Genomic DNA, 17,672 nt, shown 5'->3' on the forward strand with positions numbered 1-17,672 from the left:
CGCGATGCGTCGTTCATCCCATCGTGAGAACCAGCTTCCCTCTCAGATGGCGTGCCTTGCTGATCCGGATGGCTTCCGCGGCGCTGGCCAGACCGAAGAGCCTGACAGGGGGCGGGCGTACTGCGCCCGCCCGATAGAGCTCCGCGATTCGCTCGAGATGGGCCCGGTCACGGCCGACGGCCGGCCGCAAAGCCGTCACGTCGCCGCGATCGGGCCTCGGTGCCTGCGCGCCGGAGGCGATGAAGGCCGCCCGTCCGCCCGGCTTGAGGACGGCAAATGACTTCATTGCGACGTCGCCACCGACAGTATCAAACACCGCGTCGCACTTGCCTACGACGCTTCTGAAGTCAGTGGCATTGTAGTCGACGACCTGATCGGCGCCGAGGTCGCGCACGTAGCCCAGATTTTCCGCGCTGGCAGTGGTGATGACGCGGGCTCCCAGATGCTTGGCAAGCTGGATGGCGAAGCCTGCAACACCGCCCGCGCCACCCTGGATCAAGATCGTCTCGCCGGCCTTCAACTTCAGCGAGTCCTCGATCGAGCACAGGGCCGTAAGGCCGGTGAGGGCCAGGGCAGCCGCGTCGACATGCGACATGGCGGACGGCTTCCTGGCGACGATAGCGGCGCTGATCGCGATCTTTTCTGCATAAGTGCCGTCGCGGCCCGCTTCGAGGACGCCGAACACTTCATCGCCAGTACGAAAATCCTCGACATCGGCGCCCAGCGCGCTGACCACACCGGAAAAATCACGTCCAAGGATCACTGGAAACTTCGGCTGAGGATATTGGCCGGCACATACCTTCCAGTCCGCGCCGTTGACGCTCGCGGCAAAGGTGTCAACGACGATCTGGCCCGGTCCGGCCGAGGGATCGGGGAGATCGCCGTACTTCAAGACCTCAGGTCCGCCAAATTGTTGAATGTAAGCAGCCTTCATAGTGTGTTGACCCTTTGCAAGGAACTCCGGATGGAGGACGCCATCGGCATCATAGCCGACAGTGCGATCCCATCCACACCCCAACGGGGCGGCGACGCCGCGCAAGAAACGGTTCGACAACGGGAATCTTTGTGCACAGTGTTGAACTGCGCTTTGTCAGGAGGGCAGAGTGGGCGAGCTTCCCGCGAGGGCCCAGGTCGTGATCGTTGGCGGCGGCATCGTCGGGTGCAGCGTCGCCTATCATCTTATGCTCCGTGGCTACAAAGATGTTGTGCTCCTTGAGCGAAAGCAGCTCACCTCAGGCACCACCTGGCATGCCGCGGGTCTCGTGGGGCAGCTCAGGGCCACGCACAATCTGACGCGGCTCGCCCAGTACACCACCGAACTGTATGCAGCATTGGAGTCGATCTCGGGACAGGCAACAGGCTTCAGGCAGACGGGATCGCTGGCACTCGCGACGACTCAAGCAAGGTTTGAAGAGCTGAAGCGGGGCGCCTCGATGGCGCGATGCTTCGGCTTGCAGGTGAATGTCCTGGGCCCGAAGGAAGCGCGCGATCTTTGGCCGAGGATGGCAACCAACGGCTTGGTCGGTGCCGTGCACTTGCCCAACGACGGGCAGACAAGTCCGGTAGACACCGCCCTGGCGCTGGCGCAGGCAGCCAAAAGTCGAGGAGCACGGGTCTTCGAGCACACGCCGGTCAGGACCATAGTCGTCAAAGGCGGCCGTGCCGTCGGTGTCGTCACACGGGAGGGCGGGATCGAGGCAGAGCACGTGGTCAACTGTGCAGGAATGTGGGCCCACGAGCTTGGCGCCTCTGTGGGAGCCACAATCCCGCTTCACGCGGCAGAGCATTTCTACGTTGTAACAGAGCCGATTGAGGGGCTTCCCGGAACGCTGCCCGTTCTTCGCGACGCCGACGCCTGCACCTATTTCAAGGAGGACGCGGGCAAACTGCTGGTCGGCTGGTTCGAGCCCGCGGCCAAGCCATGGGGCATGCAGGGAATATCGAAGGACTTTTGCTTCGACTCGCTGCCCGACGACCTCGAGCACATCGAGCCGCTTCTTCAGGCGGCGATCAATCGCGTGCCGGTGCTTGGCAAGGTCGGCATCAAACTGTTCTTCAACGGTCCGGAAAGCTTCACGCCCGATAACCGCTATCTTCTGGGCGAGGCGCCCGAGATCCGCAACCTGTTCGTGGCCGCAGGCTTCAACTCCATTGGCATCCAGTCGGCGGGTGGCGCCGGGAAAGTCCTGGCGGACTGGATCGTAGATGGCCATCCGCCGATGGATCTGTGGGATGTCGATATTCGGCGCATGATGCCTTTCCAGCGCAATCGACGTTACCTGAAGGACAGAACGGTCGAGTCTCTCGGGCTGCTCTACGCCATGCACTGGCCTTACCGGCAGCCACAAAGCGCGCGTGGCGTTCGTCGATCGCCTCTGCACGACCGCCTTCACGCCAGGGGTGCATGTTTCGGCGAGCTGGCCGGCTGGGAGAGGCCAAACTGGTATGCGCCGGAGGGTGTGCCTGCCGCCTACGAGTACAGCTATGGCCGCCAGAACTGGTTCAAGTACTCGGCAGAGGAGCATGAGGCGGTCCGGCAGGATGTCGGACTGTTCGACCAATCATCCTTCGGCAAGTTCGTCGTGGAAGGGCCCGATGCGGAGGCTGTACTCAATCGGATTTGTGCCAACGACGTGTCGGTCCCGATTGGCCGGATCGTCTATACGCAGTGGCTCAATGATCGGGGCGGGATCGAAGCAGACGTGACGGTGACTCGCGACAGCGAGACACGCTTCTTCATCGTGACGGGAGCCGCCTCGCAAACGCGCGACTTCGCCTGGCTGCGCCGAAACATTGCGGCAGGCGCGCGCGCCATTGCCTTCGACCTAACGTCGGCGTTCGCCGTGCTCGGCATCATGGGGCCGAGATCGAGGGAGCTGCTCCAGAGTCTGACTCCCGCCGATTTATCCGATGCCGCATTCCCGTTCGCGACGTCCCAATGCATCGATCTCGGCTATGCCCGTGTGCGCGCGAGCCGGATCACTTACGTTGGCGAGCTGGGCTGGGAGCTTTACGCCGAAAGCGAGTTCGCACTGGGCGTTTTCGAGGCGATCATGTCGGAAGGCCTATCCAGGACGCCCCGCCTGGCTGGATACCATGCCCTGAATTCGCTGCGCATGGAAAAGGGCTATCGGCACTGGGGTGCCGACATCACGGAGGAGGATACACCCTTGGAAGCAGGATTGGGGTTTGCCGTCGCCTGGTCGAAGGAGGGCGGATTCATTGGTCGCGATGCCCTGCTCAGGCAGAGGGAGTCCGGCCTGCGCCGTCGCCTGGTCCAAGTCGCACTGGAGGATGGGTCGAAGCTGCTCTACCACAATGAGCCCATATGGCGAGACGGCAGGCTTGCAGGGCGCATCACCTCGGGCATGTTCGGGCATACGATGGGCAAGTCTCTGGGCATGGGATACATCGAGAACGCGAGCGGCCTTGCCGACGATGATTTCGTTCTCGAGGGCCGATATGAAATCGAGGTGGCGGGAGCGCGTGTGCCGGCGGTGGCATCGCTGCGTCCGTTTCTCGGCCCCGCCAGCAGAAAGGTAATGGTCTAACAATCGGCTTCTGAACGCTGAACTGGTCCGATTTCTACTCATCAACTGGAAGAAGTGGTGCACTTGTACTAACATTCGCCCTGAACGTGTCGGCCGGGGGGCGGACCATGGCGATCATTTCGGCACCCATGGGCAAGGGCAGTGACGTGCGAGCTGTGGCCGAGGTGTTGAAGGCCCTTCCGCCAACAGCGCGACCCGAGGACATACGAGCCGTTCAGAAACTCGGCAATGCGTGCGGGTGCGCAGAAGGCGCGGTTGGTGCGCTGGCACTCTCCGCGCTCGTTCTGGTTCGCTTCCTCTGTGCTCCGGGCGAATGGTCGCTGTTGGATCTTCCCCTGCTCCTCCCCCAGGTCGTGGCGGCGTTCTTGATCGGCGGGTTTGCCGGCAAGTACGTGGGCCTTGCCGTCGTGCGCGCCAGACTGCGCCGCCTTTGCAATCGTATTTGGCAAGAGGCTCGAATGCGCGCCACGTAGAGCCGCCACGAGACGCATTCCGATGTCCTACTGTTCCCAGTGGGTCGACCGCGGCAACATCGAATGCCGTGCTTGGGCCAATCGCTGGGAACGTGAATGCGTCGATCGAGAACGGCAACGCGTTCGGGTATGTTCGGAGCGCGCCCAAACAAGCCGAGATGAATGCGACAGATGGGCCGATGAAGGCCATCAGGCGTGCTCGCAATGGGCCGACGAAGGGCACAACGAATGCTGCGACTGGCCGCCGTGCTCCTGGTTCTGCGATGCCCTCGTGTGGGTCGCCGAATGGGTGTGCAAGGGTTGGTACTGGATCTCGAATTGGGTCTGCAAGGCCTGGCATACCGTGGTCGAATGGGTATGCATCGCCTGGCATTGGATCGTCATTGCCGTTTGCATCGCCTGGGCGTGGGTCGCCAGGACCGCCTGCACGATCTGGGCCTGGATCGCGAAATGGGTGTGCGTGGCCTGGACCAATGCCGTGTGCTGGTTGCTGGTCATCGTGCGATCGGTCCGGCGTCGCCGCCATGCAACGGCAGGCTCGCCCGGCATCAAGCATGTGTTCGTGCTCATGCTCGAGAACCGGTCGTTCGATCATATGCTTGGTTTCGCCCGTCTGTCGGGGACAGATCCGGCGACCGGCGCTCCGACGGACGCCGACGATCTGCGGGCGGGAACGCATTTCAATATCGATCCCGCTGATCCGACCAATCAGGTTCTCGCCGCGAGCCCCGCCGATTTTGCGATCTCGACCGCGGACAAGGACCCGCCGCACGAATTCCTGAATGCGCTCGAGCAACTGGCCGGGCCGGGGGCGCGGTTTCCGGATCCCGTGACGAACGGCTATCCGGCGGCTATCGACAACAGCGGCTTCATCTCGGCATATCGCGGCGCCGGAAGTCCCGATCCGGCGAAGATCATGAATTGCTTCGCGCCGCGGCAGCTGCCGGTGCTTACCGCCTTGGCGCGCGAATTCGCCGTCTGCGATCGCTGGTTCTCTGCATTGCCGGGTCCGACCTGGCCTAACCGGTTCTTTGCGCATGCCGCGAGCTCGGGAGGACTGGACGACAGTCCATCTGGATTTGAGGTCGCGACATCGACGTTGGTCGATGGCTATCGCTTCTGGAACGGCACGATCTTCGATCGTCTCGAAGCGGCATGCATCGACTGGGAGATATTCGAAGGCGATGAGTTTCCCGTCACCTTTGCGCTGAGCGGCATGGATCTCTATGCCCTCGACGGCCACTTCACGGACTTCGAGGATTTCAGAACCAAGATCTCCGACCCGGACTACGCGCCAAGGTACGTCTTCATAGAGCCCAACTACGGCAATGTTCTTCCAACAACGAAGGAAGACTTCACCTGCGGCAACTCGCAGCATCCGCTCGACGACATCACGCGCGGTGAGCGCTTGATCAAGGATGTCTACGAGGCACTGCGCGGCTCTCCGCATTGGGAGTCGAGCCTCCTGGTCGTGACCTATGACGAGCATGGCGGTTTCTACGACCACGTGCGGCCGCCGGGGGCGGTCGCACCAGGCGACCCGATCTCGGATCCTGACAACGACCATCACCATTTTGATTTCCGCCAGCTCGGCGTGCGTGTGCCCGCTGTGGTCATCTCACCGTATGTAAAACGTGGAACGATCGATCACACGACGTACGATCACAGTTCGATCCCGGCGACGGTGGAGCGCCTTTTCGGTCTTGCGGCCTTGACCGCGCGCGACGCGGCGGCCCGTGACGTGCTGCACCTGCTGCAGCTTGCGAGGCCGCGCACCGATACGCCGGTCACCTTGCCCGAGCCCGCCGACTCGGGTTTCGTCTGCACCTCGGACGCCCAGGCTGCCTCCGTGGTGGCCGCTGATCCGATGCTCCGCCGGACGATGGCCCAAAGCCCTGTGCCTGCTCCGCTGAAGGGCTTCCTGCACGTCTCCTATCGCAAGCGCCTGGAGACGATCCCGATTGCGGACCAAGCCGCCCGCCAGCGGCTGACCAGCCGTTTCACCGCGATCAGGACGGAGCTGGAGGCGCGTGAATTCATCCACGAATCACGAACGATCTTGCGTGCTTTGCGGCGCTCTGGTCGGCCGCTCGAGACGATCCGAAGGGTCGAGAGCCCGTCTACACCCGCGCCGCGATGACGACCGTCACACGGTCAGACGAAAGGGGGATCCGCATGGCGTCGAGCGAACATCAATCGGGAAACCTGCGTATCAAGGTTGCGACGATCCACACGGACCTCGTCGGCTCGTTCATCGAATGGGGCGGCGAGGCCTGGCGAGAAAGAAGGCACACGATACAGGCTGTCTGGTGGAATCCCCTCAGCTGGGGGCGTCACGAATGGCGACGTGAAGGCACACCGCCACTCACCGGAGTGCAGTTCTTTCGTGGCAATGGCGACGAGATTCCGGCTGCAGTTCTCAATCCGCAGGTCGTCAACGAGCCGGGCTACCAGAAACTGAGCTGCACCTACGCATTCATCAGTACTGGCACCGGCACGGGGCCGGCCGACCTCGGCAATGACGCGCGCTCCGTCGCCCGGGTCAAGGTGGCCTATTCATGGCAGGGCGCCAGTCACACCCTCTCGGATCCTTGATGGAGTCGTGCCGTGAGTTGCGCACAATGGGTCAACGTCGTCGTGCGCGATTGCGCATCCTGGGCGGCCGCACACCGCAATAGTTGCGTACGGCAATCGTCGGAGCGGGTACGGCGATGCACCGACTGGGTCAGATCCTCGCGCCAGGACTGCCAGCATTGGCACACCAGGACCACGCGCACGTGCAGTGACTGGGGCAATCGCTGGCGTCAAGTATGCTGTGACTGGCCGCCCTGCTCATGGTTCTGCGATGTGCTGGTCTGGGTTGCCGAAAAGGTCTGCCTCGCCTGGTCCACGGTCACGACGTCGGTCTGCGAGTCCTACCTTACCGTCGTCGAGTGGACGTGCCAGGCGTGGGAATGGGTGGTTCGAACCGCATGCGTCGCGTGGGCGACGACCGTGGTCGGCGCATGCGCGGGCTGGGGCTGGCTGGTCCGGAGGACTTGCGCAGTCCTCGGGGCGTTCAGCGCACACATAGTCCCTTCCGAAGACGACGAACCACCGGCCGACTCTGTACCGCGGCTCGAAGCGACTTCCATGAGCGTCGCGAGGGTGGCCTCTGAAACGGCCTACGCGGACAGCGGAACCCGCTTCTTCTTCCGCATTCGCGAGGGACAGGTCGAGGTCAGCACGCTGGAGTCCGACTGGCAGGTGGTCGAGCATCGGCCCGGCCAGGGTGCAACGGCGATCTCGTACAAGCGGCTGCGCCTCGGGGAGAAATTGGCACCCGCGCCGTGGTTCGACATGATCGCAGCCGACAGCGGACGGGTGTTTGCGAAGGAGCGGGGGCGCGCGCGCTTCTTCTTCACCATGCTCGACCCGATGTTTCGCCGCGCGGGCAATCGTCCGGTGCCCAGTGCCTACTTCAAGCTCGATCCCGAACAAGGGCTCGAGGCGGCCAACAATGCCGACCGTGTTCGCCAGCTACCCGTCCAGGACGACAGCGATCACCCGGCGGCAGTTCGTTTTCCATTGTTCCGGAAGGCCATGGGGATCGATCAGAACGACTCCATGGTCGTCGTCATCGACCCCAACATGCGCATATGGCATCACGTCGATGCCCGGCCGCCGAAGGATGCGGGTGAACCGCCCGATCCCGCACAGGTGTCCGGCGTGCCGCCCATCCAGGAGATTGTCACCTTTCGACAGGACGGCCTGCCACCGCTCGTACCGGCCCGCATCGTCCGCCACGGATACCGTCCGCTTCGCGTGCTCGACATCGGCGTAGGTCACGAGCATTGGCACGAACAACGCTGCCGGATCTATGGCGGCGAGATGGACAGCCTCGACGGTCCCGGCCTGCACTTCATCCTCAAGGGCCGCGACGTCTATCGCATGTTCAACGGACCCGTCGAGGATCAGGGCGGATTCATCGATGGTACCGTGAACTATTATGTGCTCGCCCAGTTCCTCTCGGACGACGAGATTGAGGCGAGTACTACCGCGCCGGCAAACGCATTCGCCATCCTCTGGCTGGACGAGCAGGCCGTGCTCAGCGAGCGCTGGCGGCTGGTGTCGCCCGACGACAGCGAGTTCGGCGGATTCAGAGACATCATTCCTTCGGCCATGGTCCAGTACATGGACAAGGATTTCAGGCATTTCCGCTTCGATCGCTCAAAATTCTGGGATCCGATGCGCGCCGGGCATGTCGGACGCCAGAGCAGGATGGCAGTGTCTCGACAAGTGATCGTGCTGTCCGGCCGCGACCCGGTATCCAATGAGGCGCAGCTCTTCACGATCAATTTCAGCTTCGGAACCTCCGATCGCACATGGCGCTGGCGCCCGTTCCCGCCAAAGACCTCGCTTGGGTGCGTCTTCGACCTGCGCGAGGACATGACGATCTTTGTCCGCGAAGCCGGCGAGAGCGGCGGATACTGGTTCCAGCGTTACCTGCCGGCGTCGGGGAGCGTGAAACCGGAAGAGCACAGCCTCCTCCTGGCCGCGGATGCGTACGAGAGGCCCGAGCGCAAACTCGACATTGCGAAGCCGGAGAGAGGCTTCAACCATCCATGGCAGTGGTTGCCAGCCGATGTCTTTGAGTTTGTCCATGGCCACTTCAGTCATTTCGGCTGCTACGAAGAGCGTGTTAACTGGCGGTGGCAGTACTACTGCGCGGACCTTTATCCCGACAGCGATGCGCTCTCTGCTGGCGACGAAGGTTCACCGTGGATCGAACAGGGAAGCCGGCTGCACATAACCAAAGCATCGCTCAATTGGGCGCTCATCAACGCGATCTTGAAAGGGGACGTGTCGGCGCTTTCCGGGGCCGGTGCAGACGTGTGGGCACGGGTGCTTGATGTGGTGACGCACGCGGCATCGGGAGAGCTAACCGGCGAGCAGCTTGCCGGCGTACTGACGGAGCTCCAGCAGACGGAACTCGTGACGCAGGTCCATACGCACGGCCTGTTCCACGATCGTTTCATCCTGAAGCTGCAATACCGCGATCCGATCGGCTGGATTCTGGTGCATTGGGACAAACGAGACGACGACCTGTTGCCGTTCCGCGACATGAGCACGGAGGGCGGAATGCCCTTTGAACTTGCGCTGGTGCCCGCCGAAGGCGGCTCGTCCGGTTCGCCGGTTCGTTTGCAAGTCACCAGCTATCATCGGGTTCTCGATCCGCCCGCGGTCGAAGAAGCTCGCGTGGTGGTTCTTCAGGATAAGGGCAGCCGTTTTCTCAGGATCGAACTGCGGCCCGTCAAACCGCCCGAGCTGCTCGGCGAAAACGTCTGGCGAATCAAACTCGGTGCCCTGCTGCGGGACCCTCAATCGGATGCATTGGTTGGGGCGGAGAGGCTTTTCGACGAGATAAGGGTGAAGTCACCGGCGCAGGATGTGCCGCGCCAGAATTGGCTTGGCTATCAGTGGGACATCAGCGATTGGGGCGAGAGTCGCGTCAATCGGCTGAAGGAGTGTTGCAGTGAAGCCGGGCGCATACGTTTTGGAACCAGCCTGTGGTTTGAAAACGTCGTCGGTCATGTTGCACGGCCGGATAGCGTCGAGTACGCAACCTTGCAGGTCTCGCGCCCCGACCGGGCCGGCTAGGGTGATCGGGAACGGAAGTCCTGATCCGCGTCGCTATCTCAATTCCGGGCCTCGCCGCGAAAGCCACTTCGGCAAACCGTCGTCGGCTGCCGGATCGCCTTGGTTACGAGGTCGCATTCATATCTCGATCGGCATCCGGGTGAGCCAGAGCCTGGCCTCGTCGATATCGACGAAGGTGCGGAATGGGCGCAACGGAAGCGCCATGCGCTCGGAAAACGTCTTTGGCAGTTGGCTGTCATTTTCGGCAATCCAGGCCACCGGGCCCAACGGGGCATGTGCCGAGTAGCGCAGAAGCAGGCCTCTGAACAGGAACGAGAAATCCTCCGAGCTGAGCGCCGGCGTGGCGCTTCGTGCGTCGATGAGCTTGCGGTAGGGCAGCGCGCCTTCGGTTCGTAGAGCTGCGAAATAGGGTTCTAAGTCGGCCAGTTGGACGGAGCCATTCGCGACAACGCTGACCAGTCGTGCAGGATGGGAAATCTGCCATTGCAAAGGCATGAGAAAGGCGTCTGGCGTATCTGGGGAGCTTCTATGCGTACCTGACAGGGAGTAGCAGCTAAACCTGCCGCATGGCTACATCCATCCCGCATCGCGCGCCGACGGATGTGGTTTTGTCCGGAAACAAGGGAGCAACGATGACCGCCGCGACCTCGAAGCCTGACCATAAAGAATTGCTGGAGCAATCCGGCAGGATGGTTGCCCAGTGCCGTCTCGAGCGCGAGGCCGGTCGCAAGCTTTTGGAAAAAGCCAGGAAGCAGATCCGGCGATCGAGGGAGCTTCTGGCGCAGACGAGCCCGGGAGTCCTTGCAACCGGAACCGATTGCTGAGCAGTGCATCGGACCGGCGCGGCGCAGGACGAAAGCCGCTTAGTCCAGATTTCGCCGCCTGAGGTCCGCCAAGTCCCGCTTCAGCTCGTCCAGCGTTAGTGTCCGTGGAAAGTCGATGCGGCCGGACCGGATGACCAATCGGACATATGGATAACGATCGTCGCTCTTCAGTCTGCCGTTCGTGTACCAGTCTTCGACGATATGTGCCTGCTGCTCTTTGTTGTAGTCGTCCCAGGGTTTACCCAGTTTGTAGTCGTAGCCGGCCCCAAACGGAGAACGTGCCCAGATTGCGCTGCGCATGACCCCGGAATCATTGCGGTACTGCCACACATGCGTCATCTCGTGAATGAACAGAGCGCTGATGGTTCCATAGTTTGCGCACAGCAACCCGAGTGTCGGACCATTCGAGGTCAAGTCCGTGCTGGCAACGTTTCCGAGGTTGCATATTGGACGTCCGGAGTCGGTGGATAGCCGACTCCTCGGATGAAAATTCCGTCCGATGTCCAGGGATCTCCGCCCAAGCCGAGTCCATTACCGATGCCAATCTCCGACCAAGGCGGCAGGGTATTGCCGAAGACACTGGTGGCGAGAGCCTTCTCGGGCTGATTTAGAAGTCTGTAGAAATCCGGCTGGGCCATCTCGCACGGCTGGCGGCGTTGGTGCAGGCTGCGGCTGTGGCGGCGACGGGGCTGGGCGGGGATTCTGAGGCGGAATGTAGATGACGCCGGCCTTCCACCCGCCCTTTCCCTCGGTCAAACCCGAGGTGAACGACCAATTCTGCTTATCCGGCGACGGTGTCCGGCATCCCACATAGGCGTACAAATACCAATTCACCTGGCGAGAAGCGCGTTCGCCGTCCAAGCTCTTCTGCTGCTTCGTTCCAGGGAAGTTTCGGCAGGGATATCTTCGCGCCACTGGAGGCGCGAACCAGGCGCGAGCCAAAGATGCGGGGCGAGGCGGCGCACCAATCAGCTGGGAGGAGTGCATGGCGTACATCGAAACCGCGCTAACGCGCCTGCTGGGTATTCAGCATCCGATCCTGCTTGCCCCAATGGGCTCGGCCGCCGGCGGAAAACTGGCTTCCGCCGTCACTCATGCGGGCGGTCTCGGAATGCTCGGTTCGGGCTATGCCAACGAGGCGGCGATCCGGCGAGAATTGACCGCGGCGGGCAATGCCCGGGTCGGCATCGGCTTCATTCTGTGGGCGCTGGACAAGAATCCGCCGGCCTTGCATGTCGCGCTGGAGGCGAGGCCGACCGCGGTGATGCTGTCGTTTGGTGACCCCACGCCCTACACGGCTCCGATCAAAGCGGCGGGATGCAAGATCATCTGCCAGGTGCAGACGCTGGAGCAGGCGAAGCAGGCGGCTTCTGCCGGGGCTGATGTGATTGTCGCGCAAGGACGCGATGCAGGTGGACATTCAGGGATGAGCCGCGGAACGATCGGGCTGGTGCCGGCGATCGTGGATGCCGTTGGTTCGATCCCTGTGGTCGCCGCCGGCGGGATTGCAGATGGGCGGGGGCTCGCCGCTGCGTTGGCTTTGGGCGCCGCCGGGGTGTCGATGGGTACACGTTTCACCGCGACCCGCGAGTCGCTGTGGGACCGGGCGATGAAGGAAAAGGCGGTTGCGTCGGGCGGCGATCAAACCGCACAAACCCGCGTCTTCGACATCGTCCGGGGCGCCGCATGGCCCGCAATCTATCCTGGGCGAGCCCTGCGCAACGATTTCTTCAATCAATGGCATGGGAGAGAGGAGGCGTTGGAGGGGCAACGGCAACAAGCCGAAGCCAGCTACCTGGCCGCCGCGGCGGATGATTTCGGGCAGCGTGTGATCTGGGCGGGAGAAGGCGTGGACCTCGTGCGCGACATCCCGTCCGCCGGCGAGGTCATTAAGCGGATCGTCGATCAGGCGGCTTCGGTACTGCGCGATGGCGCGGCGCTGGTGCGCAGCTGATCGATCGAGGCACACCGCTATTCTGCGCCGTGGCGCTGTTCCACCGCGACCGGCCGCGGCGCCTGGCGCAGCGCCTCGGCGAGTCGCGGCACCCGGTAGGTTCGGCCGACCCTTGCCGCGAGCCGATCGAGATAGAGATAGATGACCGGCGTCGTGTACAGCGTCAGCCATTGCGAGACGAGCAGCCCGCCAATGAAGGCGATGCCCATCGGTTGGCGCAATTCGGAGCCGGCCCCCTGACCGAGCGCGATCGGCAGGCTGCCGAACAGTGCCGCGAAGGTGGTCATCATAATTGGCCGAAAACGCAACAGGCAGGCCTCGCGGATGGCCGCCTCGGGGCTCTTGCCGCCGCGCTGCGCCGACAGCGCAAAGTCGATCATCATGATCGCATTCTTCTTGACGATGCCGATCAGCAGTACGATGCCGATAATCGCGATCACCGACAGATCGTAGTGGCAAACCCACAGCATGATCAGCGCGCCGACCCCCGCCGCAGGCAATGCGGACAGGATCGTGATCGGGTGGATGTAGCTCTCGTAGAGCATCCCCAGCACGATGTAGACCACGAGAATTGCCGCGGCGAGCAGTAGCGGCATCGAGGCGAGCGAGGTCTGGAACGCCTTGGCCGTGCCTTCGAAGGAACCATGCAAGGTGGGCGGCACGCCAAGCCGGGCGGCCATCCGGTCGACGGCATTGACGGCCTCGCCCAGGGCCACTCCGGAAGCAAGATTGAACGAGAGAGTCACCGCCGGAAACACGCCCTGGTGGCTGATCGTCAGAGGTTTGACTCGCGGCGTGAAATGGGCGACCGCCGCGAGCGGCACCTCGGCGCCGCCGGGGGCGGCTACGAACAGGTTTTGCAACACGGACGGGTCGGAACCGAACTGCGGCGCCACTTCGAGGACGACCTTGTTCTGATTGGTCGGCCCGTAGATCGTCGCTATCTGGCGCTGGCCGAAGGCATCGTACAGGGTCTGGTCGATCAGCGCGGCCGACAGTCCGAGCCGCTCGGCTTGCCGGCGATCGACCACGACTTCGATGTGAGGTGCCGCGATCTGCTGATCGGAGGCGACGTCCTGCAACTCGGGCAGTTTCTCCATCGCCCGTTCCATGATCGGCGCCCAGTGATCGAGCTCGTCGATATTCGTATCGGTCAACGTATACTGATACTCGGTGCGCGCCAGCCGCGCGCCGATCTGGATGTTTTGCGGAATCTGCATGAACAATTTGGCGCCGACGACGGATTCTGCCTTCTCTCTGATGCGCCGAAGGATGGTGTCGGCAGAGTCCCGCTCACCGTAGAGCTTGAGCTGGCCGAATATATGTCCGGTGTTTTCTCCCGGATTGTAGGAATAGGAACCGGCGTGCAGGAAGACGCCGGCCACCCCCGGGTCATGATCGATGATATCGAGAATCTGGCGGGCCACCTGCACGGTGCGATGGAATGACGAATCCTCGCGCGTCTCCACGATGCCGAAGAAAAGCCCGGTATCCTGTTGCGGCACGAAGCCTTTGGGGATGGCGACGTAAAGGTACGCGGTCGCGCCGGCGAGCAGGAGTGTCACGACGAGGGTCGCGAAGCGATGGCGAAAGACGAAGCCCAGGCCGCGGTCGTAGGCGCGCAGAATCGCGGCGAACGCGCGCTCGGCGCCCTCGTTGAGGCGGTTCTTGCGCCGTTCGGCGGCGGGCTTGAGGAAGAGCGAGCACAAGACCGGCGTCAGGGTCAGCGAGAAGAAGGCCGAGGCCAACACGGCGAGGGCCACGGTTGCGGCAAACTCGTGGAACAGCCGGCCGACGATGCCGCCCATGAAGAAGATCGGAATGAACACCGCGATCAGCGAAAAGGTGATCGAAAGGATGGTAAAGCCGATCTCGCCGGCGCCCTCCAGCGCCGCCTGCATCGGCCGTTCCCCCGCCTCGATGTGGCGCACGATGTTCTCGATCATGACGATCGCGTCGTCGATCAGGAAACCGACCGCGATGGTCAACCCCATCAGCGAGATGTTGTCGAGCGTGTAGCCCGCTACATACATGACCGCGAAGGTCGCGAGCAGCGACAGCGGCACGACGAGGCTCGGGATCACCGTCGCCCACAAGCTGCGCAGAAACACGAAAATGACGACGACGACGAGGCCGATTGTCAGGAGCATCGTGTACTGGACATCGGTGATGGCCGCACGCGTCAATTCGGACCGATCGGACATCAGTTCGACCTTGACCGAAGGCGGCAGCGATTGCTGCAGGCTCGGCATCAGGGCCTTGATCCGGCGGATGACTTCGAGCGTGTTGGCTCCGGGCGCGCGGTCGATCGCGAGCCCCTCGGCCGGCCTGTTGTCGTACCAGGCGCCGACCTGCGAATTCTCGACCGAATCGAGGACCTCGGCGACGTCCTTGAGGTAAACCGGCCGGCCCTGGCGATAGGCGACGATCAGATCGCGATAGGAAGCGGCGTCGGTAAGCTGGTCGTTGCTATCGAGGCTGACGGCGCGTCCCCGCCCGATGATCTCGCCTTTGGGCAGATCGACGGTGGCGTTTGCGAGCGCGGTGCGCACCGCCTCCAGCCCGAGATGGCGGGCGGCGAGCGCCATCGGGTTGGCCTCGACCCGCACCGCATACTTCTCTTGCCCGAAGAGGAAGACCCCGCCGACCCCTGGCACCATCGAGAGTGGTTGGGCCAGCACCGTCGAGGCGTAATCGTCGACCTTGTAGGCGGGCAGGGCGTCCGAATGGACGGCATAGATCAGGATCGGGAAATTGCCCGGGTTGACCTTGCGGTAGGTCGGTGGGCTCGGCAGTTCCTTGGGCAGCAGGCCGCTCGCCGCGTTGATCGCGGTCTGCACGTCCTGCGCGGCGCCATTGATGTCGGTCGACAGATCGAACTGCAGGGTGATCGTCGTGGTCCCGACACCGGACAGCGAAGTCATCTCGCCCAGCCCGGGAACCGAGCTGAACTGCTGTTCGAGCGGGGTCGCAACCGCAGAGGCCATCGTTTCCGGGCTCGCCCCCGGCAGATTGGCGGTGACGGTGATCGTCGGGAAATCGACGGTCGGCAGTGAAGCGACCGGCAACAGGCGATAGGCCCCGATACCGAACACGAAGACGCCGAGCATCAGCAGGGAAGTGGCGATCGGCCGGCGAATGAAGGGTTCGGAAATGTTCATCGGCACTGCCCTGCTTCGTCAGCCGCTCGGCCTCGCCGGCTTGACGGTGATCAGCCTGGCGCCAGTCGTGCCGGGCCTCCCGCGTCGGAGCCGACTGGGCAAGCATGGATCAACAACATCGCCTGACCTTCGACGCTTCTTCCCGGTGGTCAATGGCGCTTCCACCCGGCGATCCCCCGATTCTGCCGTACGCAATCTACATTGTCGGATTTCTGACAGTGACATGCATGGCGGGCAGCCGACGCGACGGACTGCCGCGGGGTATCGTGATCGCGGATGCGGCGATCATCAGATATTGCGCGGCAAGCTCGCCAGCCAGCGCGCTTGCAATATCCGTCGCCGACGCCCGACCAAACCGGCCGCCAAGCTGCTCGGCGATGCCGCCTATGACAGCGCCGCACTGCGGCAATGGCTCGACGAGCGCGGCACCAAGCCCGTCGTACCCAACAGCGCCAATCGTCTCCAGCCGTTCCGCTTCAACAAGAGAGCCTGCAAGCAACGGCATCGCATCGAGAATGCCTTCCGCCGCTTCGAAGACTTCCGCCGCATCTTCGCACGCTGCGACAGGCTTGCCCGAACCTTCCTCGCCTCGGTCTGTTTCGCTGCTGCCTCGTGCCTCATCGTAGGATGCGTGAACCGCGCACACGGCCACGGGCCGAGTCGATCGGACCTTCGTGAAGGCGACAGTGCGGGCCGCGGGACCTGCGGCAGCGTCTGGAGCGGGAGGGAGCATCGCTGGACGAGCTGGCGCGGCAGGAAGGCTGCTCGCGGTCTTACGTCGGCGCCTCACCTTGGCTGACCTGCTGGCCGCGAGGTACGCCAGCTTACTTCGCCCGGTGAGGGAGGCTAGCGCGATGGGGCGAAGATCCCTGCGGTGATCGAGATCATTTTGCGCTCAAAATGTCGCATGGCAGCCATGCAACCGCAGGCCCAGAGTGATTGATGCCAAAGCAGCACAAAAGGGAGGCTTACAATGAAAAGTATCATTTGCTTGGCGTTGGTGACGTTGCTGGCGGGAGTGCTCGGCGGATGCGCGGCGACCACTTCGGACAACAGTCAAAAATTTGCAAACGGGTACGTACCCGCCGATCACGGCTTCAATTCCCATAAGACGTACCACTCGCAGGCGGATTTTTATGCTCACTACAGGGGCATTGACGGCGGCTGACGCTCTCGTTGGCAGTGTTCATTAAGGTGTCTCCAAAACAGACCGCCCCCACCGACAAGGCGGCAGGGGCGTTGTGAGCTAGGTTGTTGACAGCGACGCGTGCCAGGTTACTTCAATTCGCCCGGCACCCAACGGCGTAACGTTGTCCGTGTTGACTCAACCTTGGGCGGGCCGTTGTGCCAGCCCGTAGCGTCATCAAACTCCTCCAGCGGCACACCGGCCGGTTTGCCGTCTGGGTGGAGTCGCGCGTCAATCTCAGCCGCGAGCCTCGCCACCAAACCGGAGGCAGGCCACTCGCGGCAAGTGCTCCTCGCGCGTCATCGAGTGCCACAGCAATAGTGGCTCGGTCCAGCTCTACGATATCGCGACCGGGAGGCGGCTCGGTGCCCAGGCCGTACACTGCATAGCCGACAGGGATCGCGAAGCGCGCGCGCACGCCTTCGGCAAGGATGTCTTCGATGTACTTGCGGAGAACGGCTCGAAGGTCTCCGGTACTCTTGGCGGACTGCACGGCGTGACGAAAGTTGGTGTCTATGGCTGCGGCGAGGTGTTCGGCTTCTTTATAGTTTCGTGTGCCGAGCGATAAGGCAACATCGGTTCCGAGGTGCGGCGGGAGCAGGCGGCGGTAGTAGTAGACCCCTTCCTTGCGGCTGAGGTGGGAAGCGTCTGCGTGCTGTTTACGTGAGGCTTTTGACCATGAGCAGTCGTCCCGAGGCTGCTCGGGACCACAAAGCGTCGATTTCTCGGGACTTTATATAGAGTGGTGGCTGGGGGACCAGGATTCGAACCTAGACTAACCGGGTCAGAGCCGGTTGTTCTACCGTTAAACTATCCCCCAATCCGGCGCGCGTCTTCAGTTCGGGCGCGGTGGCGGCTCGATGTAGCGACGCCGGCTGCACTT

At 62.9% G+C, this 17,672-nt stretch carries 13 protein-coding genes, 1 tRNA gene and 1 pseudogene; 9 read left to right on the forward strand and 6 right to left on the reverse strand.

What is annotated here, in order from left to right:
- Nucleotides 1-13 precede the first annotated feature (13 nt).
- Nucleotides 14-1,039, reverse strand: a complete 1,026-nt coding sequence (locus VH499_RS16245) for an NADP-dependent oxidoreductase (protein WP_332053788.1) — start codon at nt 1,037-1,039, stop codon at nt 14-16.
- Nucleotides 1,040-1,103: 64 nt separating this feature from the next.
- On the opposite strand from VH499_RS16245, the gene VH499_RS16250 reads away from it, so the two are divergent.
- The 5 genes from VH499_RS16250 (at nt 1,104) to VH499_RS16270 (ending at nt 9,664) form a co-directional block, all read left to right on the forward strand.
- Nucleotides 1,104-3,551 carry an FAD-dependent oxidoreductase gene (locus VH499_RS16250; protein ID WP_332053789.1) on the forward strand — a complete coding sequence of 816 codons (2,448 nt, stop codon included), beginning with the start codon at nt 1,104-1,106 and terminating at the stop codon, nt 3,549-3,551.
- 107 nt (nt 3,552-3,658) lie between these two features.
- Complete coding sequence (locus tag VH499_RS16255; RefSeq protein WP_332053790.1) at nt 3,659-4,024, forward strand: hypothetical protein; 366 nt, start codon at nt 3,659-3,661, stop codon at nt 4,022-4,024.
- 271 nt (nt 4,025-4,295) lie between these two features.
- The gene (locus VH499_RS16260) at nt 4,296-6,164 is read left to right on the forward strand and encodes an alkaline phosphatase family protein (RefSeq protein ID WP_332053791.1); all 1,869 of its coding nucleotides are present in this window, start codon (nt 4,296-4,298) and stop codon (nt 6,162-6,164) included.
- 35 nt (nt 6,165-6,199) lie between these two features.
- The gene (locus VH499_RS16265; RefSeq protein ID WP_332053792.1) at nt 6,200-6,619 is read left to right on the forward strand and encodes a hypothetical protein; all 420 of its coding nucleotides are present in this window, start codon (nt 6,200-6,202) and stop codon (nt 6,617-6,619) included.
- A gap of 537 nt (nt 6,620-7,156) precedes the next feature.
- Nucleotides 7,157-9,664: a hypothetical protein gene (locus tag VH499_RS16270; RefSeq protein WP_332053793.1), complete on the forward strand. Its 2,508-nt coding sequence runs from the start codon at nt 7,157-7,159 to the stop codon at nt 9,662-9,664.
- Nucleotides 9,665-9,781: 117 nt separating this feature from the next.
- Here VH499_RS16270 and VH499_RS16275 read toward each other — a convergent pair whose 3' ends face one another.
- The gene (locus VH499_RS16275) at nt 9,782-10,159 is read right to left on the reverse strand and encodes a hypothetical protein (RefSeq protein ID WP_332053794.1); all 378 of its coding nucleotides are present in this window, start codon (nt 10,157-10,159) and stop codon (nt 9,782-9,784) included.
- A 71-nt stretch (nt 10,160-10,230) separates the two neighbouring features.
- Between VH499_RS16275 and VH499_RS16280 the strand changes: the two genes are divergently transcribed.
- Entirely contained in the window at nt 10,231-10,488 is a 258-nt protein-coding gene (locus VH499_RS16280) for a hypothetical protein (RefSeq protein ID WP_332053795.1), read from the forward strand.
- A 39-nt stretch (nt 10,489-10,527) separates the two neighbouring features.
- On the opposite strand, the gene VH499_RS16285 is transcribed toward VH499_RS16280, so the two are convergent.
- Nucleotides 10,528-10,827, reverse strand: coding sequence for a hypothetical protein (locus VH499_RS16285; RefSeq protein ID WP_332053796.1), 300 nt, complete (start codon nt 10,825-10,827; stop codon nt 10,528-10,530).
- A gap of 646 nt (nt 10,828-11,473) precedes the next feature.
- Between VH499_RS16285 and VH499_RS16290 the strand changes: the two genes are divergently transcribed.
- Nucleotides 11,474-12,442 carry a nitronate monooxygenase gene (locus tag VH499_RS16290; protein WP_332053797.1) on the forward strand — a complete coding sequence of 323 codons (969 nt, stop codon included), beginning with the start codon at nt 11,474-11,476 and terminating at the stop codon, nt 12,440-12,442.
- Nucleotides 12,443-12,459: 17 nt separating this feature from the next.
- On the opposite strand, the gene VH499_RS16295 is transcribed toward VH499_RS16290, so the two are convergent.
- A complete protein-coding gene (locus VH499_RS16295; RefSeq protein WP_332053798.1) occupies nt 12,460-15,603 on the reverse strand; it encodes an efflux RND transporter permease subunit in 3,144 nt (1,047 codons plus the stop codon).
- Between the two features lie 223 nt (nt 15,604-15,826).
- On the opposite strand from VH499_RS16295, the gene VH499_RS26175 reads away from it, so the two are divergent.
- Nucleotides 15,827-16,402, forward strand: coding sequence for a transposase (locus VH499_RS26175; RefSeq protein WP_414709802.1), 576 nt, complete (start codon nt 15,827-15,829; stop codon nt 16,400-16,402).
- A gap of 174 nt (nt 16,403-16,576) precedes the next feature.
- On the forward strand, nt 16,577-16,771 hold the full coding sequence (locus VH499_RS16305) for a hypothetical protein (protein WP_332053800.1): 195 nt from the start codon (nt 16,577-16,579) through the stop codon (nt 16,769-16,771).
- Nucleotides 16,772-16,883: 112 nt separating this feature from the next.
- Here the strand turns inward: VH499_RS16305 and VH499_RS26180 are convergent.
- Nucleotides 16,884-17,417, reverse strand: a pseudogene (locus VH499_RS26180) (hypothetical protein); the annotation flags it as partial.
- Nucleotides 17,418-17,535: 118 nt separating this feature from the next.
- Nucleotides 17,536-17,609: transfer RNA gene (locus tag VH499_RS16310), tRNA-Gln, on the reverse strand.
- Nucleotides 17,610-17,672: the final 63 nt, after the last annotated feature.

Source organism: Reyranella sp. (assembly GCF_036558665.1).
In the GTDB taxonomy this organism is placed as follows: domain Bacteria; phylum Pseudomonadota; class Alphaproteobacteria; order Reyranellales; family Reyranellaceae; genus Reyranella.

Excerpts from the sequence above, each read along its gene's own strand:
- VH499_RS16255 (WP_332053790.1), top strand. The coding sequence starts at position 3,659 with ATGGCGATCATTTCGGCACCCATGGGCAAGGGCAGTGACGTGCGAGCT.
- VH499_RS16265 (WP_332053792.1), top strand. The coding sequence starts at position 6,200 with ATGGCGTCGAGCGAACATCAATCGGGAAACCTGCGTATCAAGGTTGCG.
- VH499_RS16270 (WP_332053793.1), top strand. The coding sequence starts at position 7,157 with ATGAGCGTCGCGAGGGTGGCCTCTGAAACGGCCTACGCGGACAGCGGA.
- VH499_RS16275 (WP_332053794.1), bottom strand. The coding sequence starts at position 10,159 with ATGCCTTTGCAATGGCAGATTTCCCATCCTGCACGACTGGTCAGCGTT.
- VH499_RS16280 (WP_332053795.1), top strand. The coding sequence starts at position 10,231 with ATGGCTACATCCATCCCGCATCGCGCGCCGACGGATGTGGTTTTGTCC.
- VH499_RS16285 (WP_332053796.1), bottom strand. The coding sequence starts at position 10,827 with ATGACGCATGTGTGGCAGTACCGCAATGATTCCGGGGTCATGCGCAGC.
- VH499_RS16290 (WP_332053797.1), top strand. The coding sequence starts at position 11,474 with ATGGCGTACATCGAAACCGCGCTAACGCGCCTGCTGGGTATTCAGCAT.
- VH499_RS16295 (WP_332053798.1), bottom strand. The coding sequence starts at position 15,603 with ATGAACATTTCCGAACCCTTCATTCGCCGGCCGATCGCCACTTCCCTG.
- VH499_RS26175 (WP_414709802.1), top strand. The coding sequence starts at position 15,827 with ATGCATGGCGGGCAGCCGACGCGACGGACTGCCGCGGGGTATCGTGAT.
- VH499_RS16305 (WP_332053800.1), top strand. The coding sequence starts at position 16,577 with ATGAAAAGTATCATTTGCTTGGCGTTGGTGACGTTGCTGGCGGGAGTG.